Origin of the sequence: Bradyrhizobium sp. CCBAU 65884 (assembly GCF_028128835.1) — a bacterium.
Taxonomy (GTDB): Bacteria; Pseudomonadota; Alphaproteobacteria; order Rhizobiales; family Xanthobacteraceae; genus Bradyrhizobium; species Bradyrhizobium ottawaense.
Genome location: NZ_LBJU01000009.1, coordinates 1 through 257, shown reverse-complemented (window position 1 = coordinate 257; position 257 = coordinate 1). Strand labels below are relative to the sequence as shown.

Genomic DNA, 257 nt, shown 5'->3' with positions numbered 1-257 from the left:
TTTGTCGTAGCGAGTTGCGACACGCCTGAAATCCTTGAGCCGACAGAAACAGCGCTCGATAACGTTGCGCCCCTTGTAGATGCGTTTGCTGAAGCTGTGGAGGGTTACCCTGTTGGATTTGTTTGGAATGACAGGCTTCGCGCCCCGATTGACGATTTCGGCGCGAAAGCCGTCGCCATCGTAGCCTTTGTCCCCAATGAGGGTAGACATGGGTGGCGCGAGTTTCAAAAGGGCCGGCCCTGCGGCAATATCGGCGT

The 257-nt window shown here is 56.4% G+C and carries 1 protein-coding gene; it reads right to left on the bottom strand.

Going from position 1 to position 257, the window contains the following annotated elements:
* A partial coding sequence (locus XI03_RS01505) for a transposase (protein ID WP_271591087.1) occupies positions 1-257 on the bottom strand: 257 nt, incomplete at both ends.